The sequence below is a fragment of the Allobosea sp. GW821-FHT09G06 genome, assembly GCF_059416005.1.
The window spans coordinates 28091-42016 of record NZ_JBWKOI010000007.1 but is presented as its reverse complement, the minus strand read 5'-3'; the positions used below and the strand labels follow the sequence as shown (position 1 = coordinate 42016).

The 13926-nt window shown below is 59.9% G+C and carries 12 protein-coding genes; 8 read left to right on the top strand and 4 right to left on the bottom strand.

What is annotated here, in order from left to right:
• Positions 1-290: 290 nt before the first annotated feature.
• Complete coding sequence (locus tag AC07NY_RS24160; RefSeq protein WP_089174900.1) at positions 291-971, bottom strand: transmembrane anchor protein; 681 nt, start codon at positions 969-971, stop codon at positions 291-293.
• 11 nt (positions 972-982) lie between these two features.
• Positions 983-1708, bottom strand: a complete 726-nt coding sequence (locus AC07NY_RS24155; RefSeq protein ID WP_089174899.1) for a HupE/UreJ family protein — start codon at positions 1706-1708, stop codon at positions 983-985.
• An 87-nt stretch (positions 1709-1795) separates the two neighbouring features.
• Here AC07NY_RS24155 and AC07NY_RS24150 point away from each other — a divergent pair, with 87 nt between their 5' ends.
• The 3 genes from AC07NY_RS24150 to AC07NY_RS24140 all read left to right on the top strand — a co-directional run bounded on the left by AC07NY_RS24150 (position 1796) and on the right by AC07NY_RS24140 (position 3958).
• Positions 1796-2125 carry a hypothetical protein gene (locus AC07NY_RS24150; protein ID WP_494585903.1) on the top strand — a complete coding sequence of 110 codons (330 nt, stop codon included), beginning with the start codon at positions 1796-1798 and terminating at the stop codon, positions 2123-2125.
• 118 nt (positions 2126-2243) lie between these two features.
• Positions 2244-2522: a metal-sensing transcriptional repressor gene (locus AC07NY_RS24145; RefSeq protein ID WP_089174897.1), complete on the top strand. Its 279-nt coding sequence runs from the start codon at positions 2244-2246 to the stop codon at positions 2520-2522.
• Positions 2523-2587: 65 nt separating this feature from the next.
• Positions 2588-3958 (top strand): MFS transporter, encoded by a 1371-nt coding sequence (locus AC07NY_RS24140; protein ID WP_089174896.1) that lies wholly within the window; start codon positions 2588-2590, stop codon positions 3956-3958.
• A 64-nt stretch (positions 3959-4022) separates the two neighbouring features.
• Here AC07NY_RS24140 and AC07NY_RS24135 read toward each other — a convergent pair whose 3' ends face one another.
• Together AC07NY_RS24135 and AC07NY_RS24130 are read right to left on the bottom strand one after the other, a co-directional pair.
• Positions 4023-4817, bottom strand: a complete 795-nt coding sequence (locus AC07NY_RS24135) for a metallophosphoesterase (protein WP_089174895.1) — start codon at positions 4815-4817, stop codon at positions 4023-4025.
• 51 nt (positions 4818-4868) lie between these two features.
• Positions 4869-5972, bottom strand: coding sequence for an HAD family hydrolase (locus tag AC07NY_RS24130; RefSeq protein ID WP_291550179.1), 1104 nt, complete (start codon positions 5970-5972; stop codon positions 4869-4871).
• A 232-nt stretch (positions 5973-6204) separates the two neighbouring features.
• Here AC07NY_RS24130 and AC07NY_RS24125 point away from each other — a divergent pair, with 232 nt between their 5' ends.
• The 5 genes from AC07NY_RS24125 to AC07NY_RS24105 all read left to right on the top strand — a co-directional run bounded on the left by AC07NY_RS24125 (position 6205) and on the right by AC07NY_RS24105 (position 13882).
• The gene (locus tag AC07NY_RS24125; protein ID WP_089174893.1) at positions 6205-6633 is read left to right on the top strand and encodes a helix-turn-helix domain-containing protein; all 429 of its coding nucleotides are present in this window, start codon (positions 6205-6207) and stop codon (positions 6631-6633) included.
• Positions 6634-8126: 1493 nt separating this feature from the next.
• A complete protein-coding gene (locus AC07NY_RS24120; protein WP_089174890.1) occupies positions 8127-8831 on the top strand; it encodes a TnsA endonuclease N-terminal domain-containing protein in 705 nt (234 codons plus the stop codon).
• The gene (locus tag AC07NY_RS24115; protein WP_494585902.1) at positions 8831-10981 is read left to right on the top strand and encodes a TnsB C-terminal domain-containing protein; all 2151 of its coding nucleotides are present in this window, start codon (positions 8831-8833) and stop codon (positions 10979-10981) included. The genes AC07NY_RS24120 and AC07NY_RS24115 overlap by 1 nt, the downstream gene beginning before the upstream one ends.
• A gap of 7 nt (positions 10982-10988) precedes the next feature.
• The gene (locus tag AC07NY_RS24110) at positions 10989-12050 is read left to right on the top strand and encodes an ATP-binding protein (protein WP_089174888.1); all 1062 of its coding nucleotides are present in this window, start codon (positions 10989-10991) and stop codon (positions 12048-12050) included.
• Entirely contained in the window at positions 12047-13882 is a 1836-nt protein-coding gene (locus AC07NY_RS24105; protein WP_089174887.1) for a TniQ family protein, read from the top strand. Before AC07NY_RS24110 ends, AC07NY_RS24105 begins: the two co-directional genes overlap by 4 nt.
• Positions 13883-13926: the final 44 nt, after the last annotated feature.

Sequence of the window (13926 nt, the reverse complement as noted above, 5' to 3'; positions counted from 1 at the left end):
CTTCGGCATCTCGATGATCGTCGAATTGTCGCCTTCAAGATTCTCTCTGTTGATAGCCTCGCGCTGCGAGCTAGGCGTTCGCGCCACTATCGTAGACCCCGCACTACTCCCGTCGCGCGTTGCCAGATCGCCCCGGTTGCGCCGTCCTGCGACGCGAGTTCCTCGAGGTCGAAAAACCCTTTTGCTTCCGGGCACCCTGCTCCGAGCACCAGCGTCGGGCAGACCCGTATAGTGCTACCGACAAGGCCTGCCAGCCGGGTCGCTCGATCGACCGGCTGGCAGGCATCCGTTTAGATCATTCGTTTGATTTCGACATAAGCGCCGTTGGTTTTCAGCGTGATCGTCACGTCCTTAGCGCCACGATTGCGCCAGAACCAGCCGTGGCCTCCGTCGCCTTCGGCGGTCAGAACGCCTTCGTCGCCAGCGGCGCCGCGGCCCTGCTTGTAACTTTTTTCTTTGCCGCCCCCGGCCGGGGTGCCGTGCATGTCGTAGTTCACGACGCCGCCGTCGGTGGCCCAAGAAAAGTTCACTTTGGCGCCCGCCTTCATCGTCAGCTTGTATTCAACGCCTTCGCTCGGCTTCAGGGTGATGACCGTCTCCTCTTTGCGTCCGGCAGCCTGGGCGACAACCAGCCGCTCGCTCGCATGGGCGGGTGAGACGAGAAGGGCCGCGAGCGCACTGCCGAACAGGCTGGAACGCTGATCCGAGGCCGGACGGTTGGATTGCTCGATGGAGCCCGTCGAATCCTTCTGGCGATCGCGCTGGGCTTCCTCTGCGAGTTGAGCCTTGATCTCGCCCATCTCGGTCAACTTGAGCATGCGGCCGACCCCGGTCGGGTCGATAGCATACTCGGCCGGGAGCACGATGGTGACGAGGATGCCAGCCGCGGCGACAAAGGCGATGGCAGTGGAACGCAGGAGCTGCGCCGAGGTCGGCAGTTCCGCGCGGGTCGGAATATCGGTGTTGTACATGGGTTCGAACCTCAAACCTGCGAGATGAAGTAGCCGGTGAGCTGATAACCGATCAGCACGAACCCGGCGGTGAGCATGACGGTGTTGGCGGCGTAGGCATTGCGCCAGAAGCTGTTGGTGCGACGCCAGAAGCCCATCACGATCAAGATCGTAGCCAGGGCGGTGAGCTGCCCGATCTCGACGCCGACATTGAACGCGAGGAGGTTCGGGACGAGGCCGTCCGGGGAGATGCTGTATTCGAGGATCTTGGTCGACAGGCCAAAGCCATGGAACAGGCCGAAGATGAGCGTCGCGACCTTGGTGTTCGGCTGGAAGCCGAGCCATCTCTGGAACGCGCCCATGTTGTCGAGCGCCTTGTAAAGGACCGAGAGGCCAATGATCGCGTCGATGATGTAGCTGTTTATTCCGACGTTGAAATAGACGCCGAGCAGCATTGTCGTCGAATGGCCGATGGCGAACAGGCTGACATAGATCGCAATGTGCTTCAGCCGGTAGAGGAAGAAGATCACCCCAAAAAGGAACAGGATATGGTCGTATCCCGTCACCATGTGCTTGGCCCCGAGATAGACGAAGGGGACGATGTTCACCCCCGTGATCTCCTGGATGTAACCCTTGTCGCCTTCGGCGACGGCATGGGCGAGCGCAGCGTTCAGGCCGAAGAGCCCGAACATCGCAGCGAGCAGGATTATGAGCAGAGCGCGCAGCTTGCGACGCCCCGCCAATGAGGATTGTTTCATTTGATTTCCAAGATTTGTCGTAAGGGAACGCCGCCTGTGGCGGAGCGCTTTTCAAACGACGACAGATCTCGGAGGTCGATCGAGGCCGTGGCGAAGCCTCAGTTCGGTGTCTTGCGGCTCAAGCCGCATCACGATGCCGACGAAACGCGGTATTCCGAGCCGGGGCTGACCGACCAGGTTCGCAGTCTCGTGAACATGGTCGGAGGTGCTGTGGCCGTGGACATGTCCTGGGACGCGCTCGTTCGGCTCGCCCTCGTCATGCGAATGCCCGTGCTCCGCGATCGCTACGGCAAGTTCGGCATGGCGCAGGGCTTCGGCCTGAGCCATCGCATAGACATTGTGGCCCGACTGGGACCGCGGACAGCAACATCGCGAACACCGCCAAGAAGGCGGCCGCGAGGCTCGATCTGCTTCTGATGCTGCGACGCGGCATACGATTAGCTAGGGACACCATTCTTAACGAAAGTTTGACGTGATGACATGGAGGCGCCGAATCGCGCTTTGACTCATCCTATCCAGGGGGATACCATCAGCTATGTCCGATAGCCATCTTCACGAGAGCCATCCCGAGATCGCCAAACGCCTGAAGCGGGCGGAGGGCCATCTGCGCAAGGTCATCGAAATGATCGAAGCCGGCCGGCCGTGCCTGGAGCTCGCCCAGCAACTCCAGGCGGTCGAAAAGGCGATCGGGCAGGCCAAGAAGAACCTCATCCAAGACCATCTCGATCACTGCCTTGAAGACGTCATCGGCCCTCTCGCACGCGAACAGCGCCGCCCGATCGACGAGTTCAAGGAGATAGCCAAATACCTATGAGAACGTGATCCCAGGCTGCCCTGACTTCGCCGCTCCGCGGCTGATTAGAACTGCATCGGACGATCATGCTCGACGTTCTCGCCAACCGAACCTATCGGCACCTCTTCCTCGCCCAGATCATCGCGCTGCTTGGGACAGGCCTTCTGACCGTCGCGCTGGGACTACTCGCTTTCGCGCTTGCGGGTGAAAAGGCGGGCGCGGTTCTCGGCACCGCGCTTGCGGTCAAGATGATCGCCTATGTAACCGTCGCGCCCGTGGTCGGTGCCTTCGCCGCACAGCTGCCGCGACGCGCCTTCCTGATCGCGATGGATCTCGTGCGGGCCGGGATCGCTCTGCTACTGCCCTTCGTTTCCGAGGTCTGGCAGATCTATGTCCTGATCTACCTGCTGCAATCGGCCTCGGCTGCCTTCACACCAACCTTCCAGGCGACGATCCCCGACGTGCTTCCGGAGGAAGCCGACTATACGCGGGCCCTCTCGCTCTCGCGCCTGGCCTACGATCTCGAGAGTCTGGTCAGCCCGGCTCTCGCGGCACTACTGCTGAGCCTTGTTAGCTTTCACTGGCTATTCTCAGGCACCGTTGTCGGCTTTCTCTGCTCCGCAGCTCTCGTGCTGTCGGTGTCTCTACCCGCTTCGCCCGCCGCCCATCGGCAGGGAGGCATCTACGACAAGACGACGCGTGGGATGCGCATTTATTTGGCGACGCCGCGCCTGCGCGGTCTACTGGCTCTGAACATGGCGGCGGCAGCCGGCGGTGCGCTGGTCATCGTCAACACCGTCGTCATCGTGAAGGGTTGGCTCGGATTGGGCGATGGGCAGGTTGCCCTGGCGCTGGCCTGCTTTGGGGGCGGTTCCATGCTTGCGGCGCTCGTCCTGCCGCGCATTCTCGACAAGCTTCCCGACCGGCGCGTGATGCTGTCTGCGGCGTTCTGGCTCGGCCTCATCCTGACGTTCTTCAGCGCGTCGCTGTTCGCCGCTTCCGGGACCGGCACCACGAACGCGACCTTGCCGGCGGGAAGCCAGGTTTGGTCTTTGCTCCTGTTGACCTGGCTGCTGCTCGGCATCGGCTACTCAGCCGTGCAGACACCATCGGGCAGGCTGCTGCGGCGTTCCGCCCAGGCAGCCGACCGTCCGGCCGTGTTTGCCGCGCAATTTGCGCTATCGCATGCCTGCTGGCTGGTGACCTATCCGCTCGCTGGATGGCTCGGTGCTACGCTTCCGCTCGCCGTCACCGCCTTGGCCTTCTCCGCCCTCACCTTTGCCGCACTCGTCGTTGCCGCACAGGTCTGGCCCGCGGCCGACGCCGAGACCCAGGTTCACAGCCATGACGATCTACCGCCGGATCATCCCCACTTGGTCGAGGCCGATGGCCATCGTCATGACCACGCCTTCGTGATCGATGACCTGCACACCCGCTGGCCCTCGAGGGCCAATTGATGGGCTGGGACGGATAGGCTGATCTCGCTTCACAGATCACCTGTGACATGCGTTGATCGACTGATCAGACCTCAACGACGCAAAGAGGGTCGAACCGTCGATTCTCTCGATCGCCGTGCAGATTTGGGTAACCAGCCTGGTTGGCCAAAACGCGCGTGCGTCCCACCCTGTAGTCGTGCGATCCGTGATCATGGCCATGGATCCAGAGGTCTGGCTGGTAGTCCTCGATTAGGACACTCAGATCCGAGACGAAAGCCGGGGACAGCGCGCTGCCCTGGTGTCTTGGCTGGACCGATTGCGGGTGTGGCGCGTGGTGCGTGACCACAACGGTTGGCCCCTCGTGCGTCTTTGCAAGCTCGCTGCGAATGAAAGCAAGATCGAGCCGGTGTTCGGCCGCTGCATGCCAGGGCATGAAGCGGCTATAATGACCGCTGTCCTCGCGATAGCGAATGAGTCTGTGATCGTTCAGCTCCTGCCCGGCAAACACCATCGACGGCTTAGGTGTCCCGAGGAGGCGATAATCGGTCCATAATACGCAGCCGATAAAGCGGACGCCATCAATGACGACGCTGCGACGGGCGAGCAGCTCGATCCCCGCTGCCCTCGCTGCTTCTCTGCCATCGGCGAGGCTCGACTTCATCTCGCTGCCGTAGAATTCGTGATTCCCAGGTACATAAACGACTGGGCGCCCAGAGAGCGGGCCCAGGTGCTGCTCTTGCTGCACCATCCACGCCACAGCCGCCGTAATTGGCTGCCCCATGTCGCCGGCGAACACCGCCACGTCAAACTCCGGCATAGGCGCAGGAAACTTGAAGGGGCCAAATTCAAGATGCAGATCGGAGATCACCAGCAAGCGCATTCTGCCTCCAAGTCGTTTGAACTGACGGAAGGGTCGAAGTTGGGGGCGGAACTACCGCGCCTTCGCAGCGGCAATTCGCGCGAAGAGGTCGACAACCTCGCTCGGCGCAAAGAAGGATACGCGCCCCGAGTACGAGCTCTCGAACTCCTCGATAGGCATGGCCAGCGCATCGATGGCGCCCGGTCCGAAGACGTCTGCCTCCAGATCGTCGCCGGTGAACAGGACTTCAGAGGGCTGCAGTCGTAGCTCCCTGCATACCAACCGGTAAATCTCATGCTGGGGCTTCATCAGGCCCGCACGAAACGACAGCACGAGCGCGTCAGGTGAATCGGGAAGCTGATCGATCAAGGTCTGCTCGTAGGAGTAAGCGAGGTTCGAACAGATCGCGATCTTCAGCCCGGCTCGACGCAACGCGGACCACATCTCGCTCACGCCCGGTCGCAACCGCGTCGATGCACACTCCGCTTCAACGTCTGCTTCTAGCCGTGCCAGCTCGTCTTCAGTTACGGGGTTGGCCATCTCTCGCGACAGTTGTCGCAAGCCGGTCGGGCGCGTGATTGCCATCACCGCCAGCGCGCCCGACGGTTCATCGCGGAGAAGCGCGTGGAATGGACGACGCTTGTCGACGATTTCTACAACGGTCCCGAATGCATCAAAGCAAACTGCCTGAATCTCACGCGACGTGGCACCTGTCCAAATCTCCTCGTTGGCGGTACTGGCTGGATCGCTCAAATCTATGTCACGGCGAGCCGATGCGCCCTCGACGACAGCAGCAATATGCCGCCGTACGGTCATCTGATCTTCGAATGATCCGCAAAGCACCTCAAGCGGACACAGGCCATTGAACGGAGGAAGCTGTCGGGGTCGAAGCAACCACAATCGCTCTTCTCGTGCGCCGGAAACGAGCAACAAGAATTGGCGCAGGTCGGCAAAAACACCGATTACTACCGAAATCCTTAGTAGCGTGCCTGTATCGAGCGCGAGCGGCTTATGCTCACGAGCAATCCTCGCCCATTTGCGGAGTTGCGGTAATTTGCACTCCAGAAGCTGCGCCTGCTGTCTCTCAGATAGTTCCCAGCGACGAGCAATGTTGAGGAACGTGCGCATACCGGGTGCACTCACGCGAGCGCGCTCTTCGAAACTCCGTTCGGACATTTGGACCTCGTGCGGCGAATTGCTGTTTGCGGACAACTTCGCGGGAAGCTGCGGATAAACGGCGAGATCAGCCTTTGAACGCCTGAGCAAACTCGACCGGGACCACCATTTTTGCGATGCTCCCGTTCACGTTGATTCAGCCGCTAATGCGGAATTTTTCAAAACAGAACGCCACATCGCTCGATGTCGCGTAACGACATAGCTCGCAGGCACTGTTGGTGAAGAAGCGCTGATGAAGGCCAAGTCGGAGTCATATCCACCTGCGGAGACCGCCGCACCTTCGGGCGAGCCTCGCGACCAGGTATATCATTATACCAGTAGTATACGAATTTTCCACCTAAAAAAGGATGGTCCGATCCTGCTCACGTCGGGGAGCATGCTGCCGATGCCTGAAGATGAGGAAATTCCCGGCTTCTTGTGCCAGGCAGCCCGACAGCTTCTCAATATCTCGCAGCAGACGCTTCACGAGCGCGCTGGCGTTTCCAAGAAAACTATCAATGATTTCGAGAATTTATTTGTCGCGCCACAATTGGAAACGAACAGGAAAATTCGGCAGGAACTAGAGAGGCAAGGCGCTCGTTTTTTGATCGGAAGCGAGCGAACTGGTGTCGTCATTCTGAACGAACCCCTCCCAGCGCCCAGGTCAAAAACCCGAGATTAGTGCGCTTCAGAATTAACCATATTGCGTCGAATTGTATGAAATTATCTACACCGCTGGTATATTAATTAGGTCGAGGCCAACCCGAGGTAACCGCCCTGCCCGCCTGCAGCAGCACTTGCCCGATCCGGATCGGCCTGCATCGGAGCCGGATTGATCGGCGCATTCCGCTAACTGCCCACCGGCCGCGACGGCCGTTGATGTGCCTGCAAACCACTTAGGCCAGCGGAGAATTCCCATGATAGGCACGACCCAGGTCTGGCGCGCGAACGCGCTCGAACGAGAACTCATTGCCAGTCTTCCTCGGCGGCGCCGCGGGGCGCCCCCTCACCCGGATATTAGACGGCGGGTCTCACCGGCGCGAGGTGCGACAATTTCGATAGCCGACGGGCCCCTATCGGACCAACTCCTCGATGAGGAGTTCGACGAACTGGGCTGCGAACTGACGACACTACTTCAGATGGCGGCCCAACTTTAACGCTCGGCTCTCACGCCCCACGCGGGCAAAAAGCCCGTCGGCCTAACTTCCTGCGCCATCCTACGCGCCTAGGGCAACGCAGGCCTCATCATATACCCCAAAAAGAACTGCCGATCCGGGTAGCCACACGTCGCTAGCGCCCAAGACGACGCCAAGCGGAACTCACCGACAAGGCGCCTATCGCGTCGCGTCAGCTGACGCGGCAACCCATTATCAAGTAATTAACCAAACCCGCAAAGCAGCCGGTATAGAATCGCTTCATCCGCGATCGGCTTTTTTGGTTCGTCCGGCGCTAACGATAATCACCCCGCCCATACCATAAAGCGAATACAGAGTCGAATCGGTAAAGTCGACGCAAAACCGGTCATGAGTCGGCGTCAAATCGCTGGACAGAGATACCGTTGCCTGAGGTACAAACCCGTCAACCAGCGAATGAGTTGGGATAACAGATGGAGATTTCGCGACAGAAACACAGATTGAAAACGCACAGGCAGCATCAACTTTGGCTAGTTCATGCCCAATCGACCTGAACCATACCCCTTTCATCTACGGAGTACGGAATGGAGAAGTTGGCTGCTCTCGTAGTCCGGCTCGGTCAAATCCGAGTGGAATTTGGCGATCGGGTCGCACTGCGTGCCATTCACGCAGCATCCGTGGCCGCCGCACAGGTCGTTCTGGCGGAGGCCGAGGCTGAAGCGCGGGTCAGGCCCGTTCTAACAGCCGAGATCATCGCCTTCCCTCTCATCGGCAGAACCGAGCCCGAACCAGATCAGGAACCAGGAATGTAGAGACGAAGCTCGAACCGACTCAAAAATGAAAGGGACATTCTGACGCCCGTCAGAATGTCCCCTTGAGACAACCCACTCCTCCGGAACTGGAAAACCTCGGAGTGGACCTACCGAACTCCGGCAGCTGCCGAACTCAGTTCCTCGTGTATACATGCGCGCGTGATAAAGCGCAAGCAGTTTTCACGAGAAATTGGGGTCGCGGTAGTGTGCCTACCGAAGAGAACCCCAAGATGCTTACTATTGAAAACCTGCCTTCTTCGCCGGCTCCGATGATCTATCTGCCGGGCGAGTCGCGTTCGTCTCGAAATGTCCACTCCAAGAGCCGCGGGGCGTGCCGACCCAGCATCGTTGTCCACGGTCGCGAGGTCATGTGCGAGTCTGGTGAGGAACGTGACGCGGCGCAAATCATCGCGACCAATCCAGATGTCGTCGACCTTCGAGAGCAGCCTCCCGCTGTGACCTGGGTCGACGCCGAAGGTACCCCTCGGCGGCACACATTCGACTTCCTGGCAACTTTGCGATCGGGAAAGAAGATCGCAATCGCGGTCAAGCCCATGGAAGTCGCGAAACGCACTCGCTTTCTGGAGACATTAAGTCTCATCGCTCGGCAATTGCCGCGCAGCTTCGCCGATGGCGTAAAGCTCGTCACCGACGAGGACCTCCCGCTAGACCATGTCCATAACGCGGTTTTGCTCAGGCAGTCGCTTCGCACCTCGAACCCGGCGCACGACGAACTCATCAAACGTCTTCTGGCCGAGCATAAGTACGCGACGATCGGGCAGATCATCGAGGCGAGCGGCCTCGAAGGTCAGGCCTTCCAGGCAATCATCCGCCTGATCGCCGCGGGCGTCGTTCGCGTCATCGACAATGCCCGCATCGGATATCTGGCTAGGATCGAGCTCACGATCTCCTCGAGCAATGAGGAGGTCGCGTGATGAACTCCGAATTCACCCCGCGCTTCAGCCTGTCGTACCAGGATCGCCTGGTCATCAACAACATCGCTTACAAGCGCCGCCGCCGTCTGCCCCACGGATATATTCTCGAACGCGTTGATGATCCCGATGTGGTCGAGACTTTCACCGACCGGGATCTCTTGCTGGCTTCCTCAAAGCCCGACTTCCGTTTTGAACGGAGCGCATTTGCCGAGGGCAAAGCGTCCGCTGCCTCCAATTCGGTCGATGGGCTGATCAGTTGGATTCCAGAAGATCAGCAGGAAGAGGTGCTGTGGCGCACGAGGTTTTGCGGAGGGATGGAGAAGGAGATCCAGGCCAAGAATGCCACTCTCTCGGACGCATCCTATAAGAAGTGGGCTCCAGTTGTCGCGCAGCGCGACCATGCTGATGAGCTAAGTCGTACTGCAAACCGCAATGCAGATGGCGAAATCATCAAGCCGAAGGCTGGCGATCGCGAGCTTGGGTGCCGCAAACCTCCAAGCGCGCGCACTTATCGCAAATGGCGCAAGTGGTACCTGGAGGGCGGCGAACGAGCTATCGCGCTCCGGAAGCGCTATTTCAGATCGGGTAACCGTGTAACGGAGCGACTGGGGCTGCCTGAGCGGCAGATCATGCACCGCTTCACCCAGATGTACATGTCGGAAACCCGGCCGACCAAGCGCGATGTCCATCGCCTAATGAAGGCTCACATCATCGAGGAGGAAAACCCGAAGCGGGAGGCGGCGGGTGAAAAGCCGCTTCGGGTCCCAAGCTATGAGCGCTTGGTGGCGGAGATCAACTCCTTCCACGAATTCGATGTTCATGCATGCCGCTACGGTCTCGATGCCGCAAGAAAGCGCTTCGCGATGGTGCAAAACGGCGTCGACGTCGAGCGGCCACTTCAGCGCGTTGAAATCGATGAATGGCGCGTGAACCTGCAAACCCTCTGCGCAGATCTCGGGATCCTCGATAAGCTTTCAGACAAGCTGCAGTCAGAGATCGCAACCGCTCGTCCGTGGCTATGCGCTGCCCTGGATAGCGCGACATCCGTCTGTGTTGGATTCAAGCTCGGCCTCACACCGACGGCCGAGCTTGCGTTGGACACTCTCGAGATGGTGGTGACGCCGAAGGCGCCGTACGCCTTGGCCGCCGGCGCGATGTGCCGAGACGACTTCTATGGCTCGCCCGAGCGCATTGTTCATGATCAGGGGGCCGCTTTTCTGTCCCTGCGGTTTCGTCGCGCGATCATCGATCTCGAAGCCGACGCGGAAGCTCCGCCAGCCGGAATTCCGTCACTTCGGGGTCGCATCGAGCGGTTCTTCAGAACAGCAGGTACGCAAGCGCTTTGCCCGTACACCGGCCGGACTTTTGAATCGATCGCGGCGAAGGGTGATTACGACCCGGTCGCCCGAGTCAGCCTGACCTTACATGAGCTCTGCGATGTCATCACCCGGTGGGTGCTCGACATCTACCACAACACTCCGCACGCCGGTTTGAAAGGAGAAACACCCGCCAACTGCTGGAAGCGGTTGGTCAAGGCCTATGGGATCATTCCATCGCCTGATCGCCACCGTCGTCGTGCCGTCTTCGGTGTCAAGCGCGATTGCTGCTTGACGCCCAAAGGCGTCAACTTGTTCGGCCTCCACTTCAATAGCCGCGAGTTGCAGGAATTTCGCCGCCAGCGAGGTGATGTCACCCTCGAGGTCCGCATGGACCATATGGACCTCGGTCACGTCTCCGTCCGCCTCGAAGATGGCGGCTGGCTCGCAGTTCCGAACGTACGGCCCGGCTTCGACGACGTCCCATTGAAAATTTGGCGCGCGGCGGAGGCGGATCTTCGGCGGCGATTCAAGGCTGAGGCGGCGGTTGCGGATAGGATCGTCGCGAAGGCGATCAAGGATGCCTGGGAGCTTGGCAGGGCAGCTGCTGCCCGCGTGAATATCTTCTCCACTCGGCCCAGCACCGAAGAACTGGACTACGCACAAAAGGAGCTCGGGTACGGCTTTGGTCGACCTGCGCAGCTGGCTGACGGCGCCACGCCGCTCGTCGGCAATCTGCTCGCGGGGGCGATTCCGACCGGGACCAGCGAACGCGCTGTGCCTTCAGCTGTCGCACCCAAAACCAAGACCCGTTCATTTAAGATTACGGATTGATATTTCCATGACCTATAACTCTGACCTCATTGAGGTATTCCGCGTTTCGCTTTCAGAGCAGCAGAAAATCGTTTTGGCGGCGCGTGAAAAGCTGAAAAACAAGCATATCGAGACGGAATGGGATCCTGAGCTCAGGCGCAAGTTCGATACGCTGATGCGTTCCGTTCTGAGCCAGCGGCAGTCTGGCAGCGAGCCAGCGCACGCTCGGCATGAGGGGCGCTGCCTCTTCGTGAGCGGGGAGGCCGGAACCGGAAAAACCGCATCTCTCGAGCGGCTTTTTCGAACACACCCCATCCTTCAGCCTCGGGGAGAGCATCGCTCTCCCTTGCTCAGGGTGATCGTGCCAGCTCCTTGCACCTTAAAAACGCTCGGGCGAGAGGTGCTCAGAGCACTGGGTTACCCTCTGGCTCGGGAATTGGCGGATCACATCATCTGGGCCCGCATCCTGGAGCTTCTACCCGTTGCCGGTGTGCTGATCATCCATTTCGACGAGACGCACAATCTGACGGACAACGCCAACGTGGTCCAAATGGACAACATCAGGAAGACCTTCAAGACGCTGATGGTCTCGTCCTGGCCAGTTGGCCTGATCATTTCGGGCTTGCCTAGCCTGATCCCCGAGATGCGCAAAATCGACGAGATTCGCCGTCGTGGCCAGTTTGTGTCGGTTCCGCTGCTAAGGCTGCCCGACGACAATGAGATGGTCGAAGGCATCATCTGCGGCCTTGCGGAGGTGGTTGGCGTCGCCATTGGCGAAGACGCGGCCGAGCAGATCGCGCCTCGGCTGATCCACGGCGCCTTGCACCGCTTCGGGCTTGTGATTGAGCTGATTCACGAGGCCGTCGAGCTGGCCCTGTTGGACGAGAAGGCGCTTTCGATCGAGCACTTCGCCACTGCCTACACAGACCGAACCGGCTGCGGCGCGCTGATGAACCCATTCGTGGCTCCAAACTGGGCTGATCTCGATTGCTCACAGGTCCTGGTTGATGAGCCGCCAATCGAGCCCGTCCTACCGATTGACCCGCCGCGTCGTAGTGGTCGCGGTCGCAAGAATGGAGGTCGCTCATGAGCGGCCTCTATCCTTCGCTCGAGCTGCGGACCGGTGAGTCACCGGCGAGCTTCCTGTCACGGCTGGCACTTCTGCACCGCGCCCAGAGCCTCAGCGTGTTCGCGCTTGATATGGGTTTCCAGTACCAGCACATCGTAGACGGAGATCGGGCCGCGTTGAGCCGGTTTGCCAGCGTCTCCGGTGCTTCGGTCGAGCAGCTCTTCGATCAGGCCATTGTCCGTGAGCATGACCATTATCTCTATCGCGGGCAGACCTTCGTCAGATCCTCCCTCCGACGAGCGCGAGTCGTGGCCTGCCCCCGCTGCCTGGCGGAGGATCTCGGCGATGGCGCCAGTCCATGGCAAGCGAGCGGCCGCAGCGATTGGCTGTTTCAACATTACCGTGTTTGCCTGAAGCACCATGTGCGGCTGGTGGAGTTCGGCGAGGTCAGCAACGACCAGACCACTCATGACTTTGCCCGGAGAATGGCACCGCTCGTCGTTGATATTCCGACACTCGCTCAGGAGGCAAAGCCGGGCGATCCAACAGAGTTGGAGCAGTATCTTGAAGCGCGTCTGACTGGCGGCGCCGGCCCCCGCTGGCTCGACAGCCTGCCATTCTATGTTGCCTGGAGAACCTGCGAAGTGATCGGTGCCGTAGACCGCAACGGGCGCGATGCGCCCATTCGCGATCTGAGCGAAGAGGACTGGCGACATGCCGGCAGCCGCGGGTACGACATTGCCGCTGGCGGTCCTGCCGATGTTCGAGCGTTCTTGCACGATCTCTGGTCGACAAGCAGTTGCGCCAGGCAAGGCGCCTCCGGCCCTCAGGCCTGGTTTGGGCAATTCTTCAAATGGTTGTACGCGATGAAGGGCGATCTGAACTACGACCCGGTTCAAGCCATCGTCATCGACTTCGTCGCTGACGTGGCCCCTGTCAGCCCGGACGACAGGCTCTTCGGCAAGCAAATTGTTCAGGAACGACGGCTGCACTCGGTCTTCACGGCGGCCCGCGCAAGTGGAATCCATCACAAGCGCCTCAGGAGGGTGCTCCGCGCGTCAGGCGTGTTGCCGCCCGATAGCGACCACCTCAGCGACAACTTGGTGACCTTTCGCCTGTCAGCAGGTGAGCCGATCATCGAGATGCTCCAGAACGTCATCACGCTGAAGCAGGCTGAGACCTACATCAATGCCGGGCGCGTGCACACCAAACTCCTGGCAGATCATGGCTTCATTCAGCCGGTGGAAGGGCATGACCGCCTCGAACTAGGCGATCAGCGCTACGACCGCCGTGAGCTTGACGAATTCATAAGGCGCCTGTCCGCCAACGCTGTATGGGTTAAAGAACCTGAGGGGCCCCAGTTGACCATCGCAGCAGCGGCGAAGCGTGCCTGCTGCTCGGCGATGGAGATTGTAAAACTGATACTCGATCACCAGTTGGGGTGGGTAGGCTCGTGGACCGCGACAACCGGATACCATTCCATTTTGGTCGATGTGTCCGAGATCAAACGGCTTACGCACGGTGAATACGGTGACAATCTTACAATGCGTCAGGCTGCAGACTTACTTCGATCCACCGATAGGGTTGTCAGCGTGCTCGTAGAGCGCCAGCTGCTCGCGACTGAGAGCCGGATCAACCCTATCAATCGATGTCCCTATATCGCCGTTCCACGCAAATCCATCGAAGGTTTCAAAGCTCAATATGCGTCGCTCCATGAGCTCGCCCGCAGTCGCGGACAGCATATGCCCGCCTTGAAGCGGGAATTGGCAATGCGCGGTGTTGAGCCAGCTTGGCCCCCAAATCAGGTTGGCGCGTCGTTTTACGAGCGAGCCGCTATTCCGCCCGGCATCTAAATCGAATCCAGGTTCGCTAGGATTTCAACCCGGCCTCACGGCCG

Coding starts and splice junctions, on each gene's coding strand:
- AC07NY_RS24160 (WP_089174900.1), bottom strand. CDS start 971: ATGTACAACACCGATATTCCGACCCGCGCGGAACTGCCGACCTCGGCG.
- AC07NY_RS24155 (WP_089174899.1), bottom strand. CDS start 1,708: ATGAAACAATCCTCATTGGCGGGGCGTCGCAAGCTGCGCGCTCTGCTC.
- AC07NY_RS24145 (WP_089174897.1), top strand. CDS start 2,244: ATGTCCGATAGCCATCTTCACGAGAGCCATCCCGAGATCGCCAAACGC.
- AC07NY_RS24140 (WP_089174896.1), top strand. CDS start 2,588: ATGCTCGACGTTCTCGCCAACCGAACCTATCGGCACCTCTTCCTCGCC.
- AC07NY_RS24135 (WP_089174895.1), bottom strand. CDS start 4,817: ATGCGCTTGCTGGTGATCTCCGATCTGCATCTTGAATTTGGCCCCTTC.
- AC07NY_RS24130 (WP_291550179.1), bottom strand. CDS start 5,972: ATGTCCGAACGGAGTTTCGAAGAGCGCGCTCGCGTGAGTGCACCCGGT.
- AC07NY_RS24125 (WP_089174893.1), top strand. CDS start 6,205: ATGAAGGCCAAGTCGGAGTCATATCCACCTGCGGAGACCGCCGCACCT.
- AC07NY_RS24120 (WP_089174890.1), top strand. CDS start 8,127: ATGCTTACTATTGAAAACCTGCCTTCTTCGCCGGCTCCGATGATCTAT.
- AC07NY_RS24115 (WP_494585902.1), top strand. CDS start 8,831: ATGAACTCCGAATTCACCCCGCGCTTCAGCCTGTCGTACCAGGATCGC.
- AC07NY_RS24110 (WP_089174888.1), top strand. CDS start 10,989: ATGACCTATAACTCTGACCTCATTGAGGTATTCCGCGTTTCGCTTTCA.
- AC07NY_RS24105 (WP_089174887.1), top strand. CDS start 12,047: ATGAGCGGCCTCTATCCTTCGCTCGAGCTGCGGACCGGTGAGTCACCG.